Raw genomic sequence first — 6,519 nt, forward strand, 5'->3', positions numbered from 1 at the left:
ATCGAGGCCTTCACCCTCACGCTGGCCAAGCACCTCGGCCCGCGGGGCATCACGGTGAACGCCGTCGCGCCCGGCGTCATCGACACCGACATCAACGCCAGCTGGTTGCGCGACAACCCCGAGGCGATCGCCCAGGTCGCCGCGAGCACCAGCCTCGGGCGCGTCGGACGCCCCGACGACGTCGCGGGCGCCGTCGCGTTCCTCGCGTCCGACGACGCGCGGTGGGTCACCGGGCAGGTCCTCGACGCCACCGGGGGCACCCAGCTCTGACCGACCAGCACGGCCACGACACTGACAGGGGGGGCAGATGTCGCACGCACCGACACGGGGGATCGACCACTTCGGGCTCACCGTCCCGAACCTCGACGACGCGGTCAGGGACCTCGGGGACGCGCTCGGCGCAGGGCTCTGCTACGTCGAGGGGCCCCTCGACGAGCCGTACCCGGGGTGGATGACGGAGAAGCTGGGCGCCCGGGGGTCGTTCACGCTGCGGGTCGCGGCCGTGAACGCGCTCGCCGTCAACCTCGAGCTCTTCGAGTACGCCGGGGACGGGCCGCGCCGTCCCGGTCCGCTGCCGGGTCAGGCGGGCGGCTTCGCGCTGCTGCAGCGCACACCCGACCCGACCGCCGCCGCGCGCGAGCTCGCCCGCGTGGCGGCCGTGCGCCCGGCGCACACCCCGGGCGGGTTCGAGGTGCTGCTGCCGTCGGGGATCGCGCTCGCGCTGCAGCCCGGGAAGGACGAGCTGCTCGGCGCCCTGTTCGTGCATCGGGGCGACGTCGCGCCGTTCGTCCACGAGCTGCAGTCGGTGCTCGGGCTGCGGCGGACCGGCGGCGTCGACGCGTTCGGCGCCCGCGGCGTCGTGCTCGCGGGGGAGTGCGGCGTGGCCGTCGCGGTGCTCGACGCCCCCGGTGCGGGACCGCGTCCCGCCAACAGCGACGTCGGCGGGCACCACGTCGCCTTCCACGCCGACGACGTCGACTCGGCGCGCGCGGCGCTCCTCGAGGCGGGAGGGTTCGTGCCGCTCGGCGAGCCCGAGACGATCACGGACGGCCCGATCGCGGGCGACCGCTGGAACTACGTGCTGTCACCCACCGGGGTGCAGCTCGAGCTCATCAACCTCCCCGACGGCACCCTGCCGTACGAGGACGGTGCGGCGCACACCCGCACCCCGATCGCACGGAGGGTCCCCGCATGACCACCACCTCACGACGCGCGTTCCTCGGCGCGGGCACGGCGACGCTCGGGGCCGCGGCGCTCGCCGGGTTCGGGCTCCGGGGCGTCGACGCGCCGCCCGAGGACGCGCGTCCGCCCGCGCCGGGTCCGTACCGGGTCGTCACCCCGGCCTCCGAGCAGTGGGAGGACCTGCGGCAGGGCACCAACCTGCGGTGGATCGGGTCGCCGCGACGGATCGCCTTCCCGCGGGACGCGAGCGAGGTCGCGGCCGAGATCCGGACGATCCAGCGGCTAGGGCTGCGGCCCGCCGTCCGTAGCGGCGGCCACGGGTACGAGAGCTTCGTCTCGAACGACGACGTCACCGCGATCATCGACCTCGCGGCGATGAACCAGGTGCGCTGGGACCCGCGTCGGCGCGCGTTCGAGGTCGGTGCGGGGGCCCAGCTCGGCGCCGTGTACCAGCTGCTCTACAAGCAGTGGGGCGTGTACGTCCCGGCCGGCAACTGCCCCACCGTGGCGGCCGGTGGACACATCGCGGGCGGCGGCTACGGCAGCATGAACCGCCGCGACGGCCTCGTCGTCGACCACCTCGCCGCGGTCGAGGCCGTGCACGTGCGCGCGAACGGCGCGGTGCGGACGTCCATCGGGACGCGCGACCCCCGCAGCCCCGACCACGAGCTGTGGTGGGCCTACACGGGCGGTGGCGGCGGCAACTTCGGCGTCGCGACGCGGTACTGGCTGCGGTCGCCGGCGGCCGCGGGCGACCGGCCCGAGGCCGCCCTGCCCACCCCGCCGCGGCACGTGATCCTCTCGACCGTCGCGTGGCGGTGGGACGACCTCGACGAGGCGACCTTCGGGCGGCTGCTCGCGAACCACGGGCGCTGGCACGAGGAGCACAGTGCGGCCGGCACGCCCGAGGCCGGCCTGTTCTCGCAGCTCAAGACCTGGCACCGCGCCAACGGCACGATCACCCTGGACACGGTCGTCGACGCGGGCGTGCCCGACGCGGACGGCGTCCTCGACCGTCACGTAGGAGCGCTCTCACAGGGCATCCCGGTGCCGACCGTGCTGCAGCGTCGACGCGTGCCCTGGCTGCAGGGGACGCAGTGGACCGGCTTCACCGGACCCGACCCGACGCGCAGGTTCGACGGCAAGTCCGCGTACCTGCGTCGCACCTGGACCCCGACCGCGGTCGCGGCGGCCTACCGCGCCCTGACCGACCCGTCGTTCTCCCACCCCGGCGCGCTGCTCATGATCGCGTCCTACGGCGGGGCGGTGAACACCGTGGCCCCCGACGCGACCGCCGTCGCGCAGCGTGACTCGATCATCAAGTTCCAGGTGGTGTCCATCTGGGACGACCCCGAGGACGACGCCGCGAACCTGGCGTGGACCCGCTCGACCTACGCGGCCATGTTCGCGGACACCGGCGGCGTCCCCGTCCCGAACGCCGACACCGACGGCGCCTTCGTCAACTACGCCGACACCGACCTCGACGACCCGGCCCACAACACCTCGGGCCTCAGCTCGCTCGACCTCTACTACAAGCACAACCTCCCGCGCCTCGTCCGGGCGCGGGCGGCCTACGACCCGAAGGGACTCTTCAGCCATGCACAGAGCCTCCCGGTCAGCTGACCAGCCCGCAGGCGCGCCGCACGGTCGCCTCGACGCGCTCACCGGCCTGCGTTTCCTCGCCGCGCTGGTCGTCGTCGTCTTCCACCTGTCCCTCAACCGCTTCTTCCTCGACGCACCCGCGCTCGTCGACCCCCTGCAGGGCGTGCTGCGCAACGGTGGCTGGCTCGGCGTCACGTTCTTCTTCGTCCTGTCGGGCTTCGTCCTCACGTGGTCCGCGCGTCCGGGGGACACCCCCGGGCGGTTCCTGTGGCGCCGCGTCGCCAAGATCGTGCCCAACCACGTGGTGACGTTCGCCGTGGCCCTGGCCGTCGCCGGTCTCGGGGGTGCGCTCGTGTGGGAGGCGGGCGCCAACCTGCTCCTGCTGCACTCCTGGGTGCCGCGCGACACGGCCTTCTTCAGCATCAACCACCCGAGCTGGTCGCTGTCCGCCGAGATGGTCTTCTACGCGCTCTTCCCGGTCACCCTGCCGCTCGTCGCACGCGTGCCGCGGCGCCACCTGGTCACCGCCGGAGCGGCCGTGGTCGTGGTCGTCGTGCTCCTGCCGCTGGTGGCCCAGCAGCTGCCGGTCGGGGCGGTCTTCGGCCCCGCGCACGCCCAGTCGCCGTTGCTCGGGGCCTCGGTGCTGCAGGTGTGGTCGGTGTACGCGTTCCCGCTGGTCCGGTTCCTGGAGTTCGGGCTCGGGATGCTCGCGGCCCGCGCGGTGCGGGAGGGTGCGCTGCCCCGCGTGCCGGTGGTCGTGGCGCTCGGGCTCGTCGCCGCCGGCTACCTGCTCAGTCTGGTCGTGCCCGTGCTGTGGACGCTCGACGCCGTGTTCGTGCTGCCCGTGACGGCGCTGGTCGTCGCGGTCGCGCAGGCTCCGACGCCGCCCGCCGTGCTCACCACGCCCCTGGCGGTCCGGCTCGGCGAGATCTCGTTCGCGCTCTACATGGTGCACGACATCGTGCTCACCGCCACGCGCCGGTTCGTCCCCGCGGCAGGCCTGCCGCCGCTCGGGGCGGTCCTGCTGGTCGCGCTCGTCCTCGCCGTCAGCCTCGGCGCCGCCTGGGCCCTCTGGCGCTGGGTCGAGACGCCCGCCAACACGCGCCTGCGGGCGTTGCGGCTGCCGTCGCGAGCCGCACGGCGCCGACCCGCAGCCCCCGCAGCACCCGCCGTTCCCGCCGTCGTCCCGCTCACCGTCCCCGCCACCGCGTCGTCACAGGAGGTCTGATCATGACCATCGCCAGCGCCTGGACCGTGTCCGCCCACCATCCCGTGGAGTACCGCGTCGAGACCACCACCGACGTGCTCCACCCGGACAACCCCGCCCTGCTGGACGGTGAGCGCGGCGCGCGTCGCCTCATCGTCACCGACAGCACGGTCGACGAGCTCTACGGCGACCGCATCCGGGCCTACGCGCGGACGAACCTGCGCGATCACCAGGTCCTCGTCCTCCCGCACGGCGAGGCGAGCAAGCAGTGGTCCGCGGTCGAGACCGTCCTGGAGGCGGTCGACGCGTTCAAGCTCGACCGGCGCCGTGAGCCGATCATCGCGATCGGGGGCGGAGTGCTCACGGACATCGTCGGCTTCGCCAGCAGCATCTACCGCAGGAGCACACCGTTCGTCCGGGTGCCGACCACGCTCATCGGGATCGTCGACGCGAGCGTCGGGGTCAAGACCGGCGTGAACTTCCGGGCCGGGAAGAACAAGATCGGGACCTACTTCGCGGCCTCGCGCAGCGTGCTCGACACGACGTTCCTCGCGACCCTCGACGCCCGGCACGTGTCCAACGGCCTCGCGGAGATCCTCAAGATCGCTCTCATCAAGGACGAGCGCCTGTTCGACCTGCTCGAGGCCCACGGGTCCGCCGTCCTGCGGTCCCGGTTCCAGTCCGGCACGTCCGTCGAGCGGGAGATCCTCGAGCGGGCGATCGGCGGCATGCTCGACGAGCTCCGCCCGAACCTCTGGGAGCACGTCCTCGAGCGCGTCGTCGACTACGGGCACACCTTCAGCCCGACGATCGAGATGCGCGCCCTGCCCGAGCTCCTGCACGGCGAGGCGGTGGGGCTCGACATGGCGCTGACCACGGGCGTCGCGCTGCACCGTGGCCTCGTCACCGCCGAGCAGGCGGACCGCGTCTTCGCGACGCTCACGGGTCTCGGGCTGCCGACCACGCACCCGGCGATGCGCCTCGACGACCTCGTCCGGGCGCTCGAGGACACGACGCGGCACCGCGACGGGCGGCAGCGCCTGCCGCTGCCCGTCGGCATCGGCGCCGCGACGTTCGTCGACGACGTGACGCGTGAGGACATCGCCGCGGGCCTGCAGGCCGTCGCGGTCCTCTCGACGGCCGGGCTCGAGGCGACGGCGTGAACGTCACCGGTCTCCCGGCGCCGCCGCCGCGGACCCCTGCCGTGCACGCCGTGATCCACGGCGTGCACGGCAGCCCCGGCCGCACCGGATGGAAGGCGTTCTACACGCGACGCCAGCTGCAGTCGCCCACCGAGGCCGTCGAGTGGGCCACGCTGCCGCCCGGTGCGGTGAGCGGAGAGCACCGCCACACCCGGACCGAGGAGATCTACCTGGTCCTCGACGGCGAGGGCGAGTTCTTCTTCAACGGTCGTCCGCACGCGGTCCGTCGCGGGTCGCTCGCGCTCACGCCGCCGGGCAACACGCACGGCCTGCGCAACACGGGCGACCACGACCTCAGCTGGTGGGTCGTCGAGACGCTCGCCCCGGCCACGCAGGCCGCCCTCGCCGCCCCGGCACCGCCGGGGCCCGTCACCCCCCGGAGCCGCCCCGTGCCCGTGCACCTCACCGACCTGACCGTCACGCCCCACGTCGACACCACGACCGTCTTCGACGGCCCGCTGGTGGCCGTCGACCGCCACGTCCTGCTGGCGGGGGAGGAGCTGGTGACGGGGGCCGACAGCAGCGAGATCGCGGGGTTCGTGAACGCCGGCTCCGTGGTCCTCGACCTGCCCGGCGCGACCAGCAGCGTCACGGCGCCCGTCGCGTTCCTCGTCCCGGCCGGGGCGCGCGGGCGGCTCACGGCCGCCGAGGACTGCGAGCTGTTCACGGTCGAGCTGCGCGTGGGGCCGGCATGATCGTCACGCGCGTCGACCCCGACGACACGTGGACGTGCCTCGTGCGGCGCGGCATGCTCCACAGCGAGACCGAGTCGGTCGAGCACCACCGGCTGGGTGCCGGCGAGCGGCTCTCCTTCGACGCCCCGCACGGCGTCGACGAGCTGGTCGTGGTCCTGTCCGGCGAGGTGGACGTCGACGGCGGCACCGCGGGCCCGGGGAGCGTCGTGCTCGTGCCGGAGGGCGCCGGAGGCGAGCTGACGGCCCGCGTGCCGACCGCGGTGCTGAGCGTGCGGGGGCTCGCGGCCCGCGTCACGGCGGCGCTGCCGCCCCGCGTGCCCGAGCTGCCGGTGGCCGAGCGTGCCGTCTGACCTGCGGGACGCGGCCGCGCGCGCGGCTCTGCCCGTCGCCGTGTTCTTCGCCGTGACCGTCGAGATGGCGCCGGTGGGAGCCGTCTCGACGATCGCGCGCGACCTGGGTGCGGGCGTCGAGCGCGTCGCGCTCGGGTCCACCGCGTACGCCGCGGCGACCGCCGTGGTCGCGGTCCCCGGCGCGCTGCTGCTGCGCGCCGCGCCCCTGCGGCGTGCGGTCGTCGCGGGCGCGGTGTTCGCGGCGGCTGCCGCGCTCAGCGTCGCCGCTGCGGACGTGCCGG

Annotated in this window: 7 protein-coding genes and 1 pseudogene; all 8 read left to right on the plus strand. The window is 74.4% G+C overall.

The window, feature by feature from the left end; all coding sequences use genetic code 11:
* On the plus strand, window positions 1-270 hold a 270-nt coding region (locus J7523_RS19745), incomplete at its 5' end, for an SDR family oxidoreductase (protein WP_291890412.1).
* Window positions 271-307: 37 nt separating this feature from the next.
* On the plus strand, window positions 308-1,195 hold the full coding sequence (locus J7523_RS19750; RefSeq protein ID WP_291890414.1) for a hypothetical protein: 888 nt from the start codon (window positions 308-310) through the stop codon (window positions 1,193-1,195).
* Entirely contained in the window at window positions 1,192-2,805 is a 1,614-nt protein-coding gene (locus tag J7523_RS19755) for an FAD-binding protein (RefSeq protein WP_291890416.1), read from the plus strand. Before J7523_RS19750 ends, J7523_RS19755 begins: the two co-directional genes overlap by 4 nt.
* Window positions 2,780-4,012: an acyltransferase gene (locus tag J7523_RS19760; RefSeq protein ID WP_291890418.1), complete on the plus strand. Its 1,233-nt coding sequence runs from the start codon at window positions 2,780-2,782 to the stop codon at window positions 4,010-4,012. The genes J7523_RS19755 and J7523_RS19760 overlap by 26 nt, the downstream gene beginning before the upstream one ends.
* Before the next feature lie 2 nt (window positions 4,013-4,014).
* Window positions 4,015-5,154, plus strand: a complete 1,140-nt coding sequence (locus tag J7523_RS19765) for a sedoheptulose 7-phosphate cyclase (protein WP_291890420.1) — start codon at window positions 4,015-4,017, stop codon at window positions 5,152-5,154.
* Window positions 5,151-5,888 carry a cupin domain-containing protein gene (locus J7523_RS19770; protein WP_291890421.1) on the plus strand — a complete coding sequence of 246 codons (738 nt, stop codon included), beginning with the start codon at window positions 5,151-5,153 and terminating at the stop codon, window positions 5,886-5,888. The genes J7523_RS19765 and J7523_RS19770 overlap by 4 nt, the downstream gene beginning before the upstream one ends.
* Window positions 5,885-6,238 carry a hypothetical protein gene (locus J7523_RS19775; protein WP_070318375.1) on the plus strand — a complete coding sequence of 118 codons (354 nt, stop codon included), beginning with the start codon at window positions 5,885-5,887 and terminating at the stop codon, window positions 6,236-6,238. Before J7523_RS19770 ends, J7523_RS19775 begins: the two co-directional genes overlap by 4 nt.
* Window positions 6,228-6,519, plus strand: a pseudogene (locus tag J7523_RS19780) (hypothetical protein); the annotation flags it as partial. The gene J7523_RS19775 and the pseudogene J7523_RS19780, both read left to right, overlap by 11 nt.

Source organism: Cellulomonas sp. (assembly GCF_017744555.1).
Taxonomy (GTDB): domain Bacteria; phylum Actinomycetota; class Actinomycetes; order Actinomycetales; family Cellulomonadaceae; genus Cellulomonas.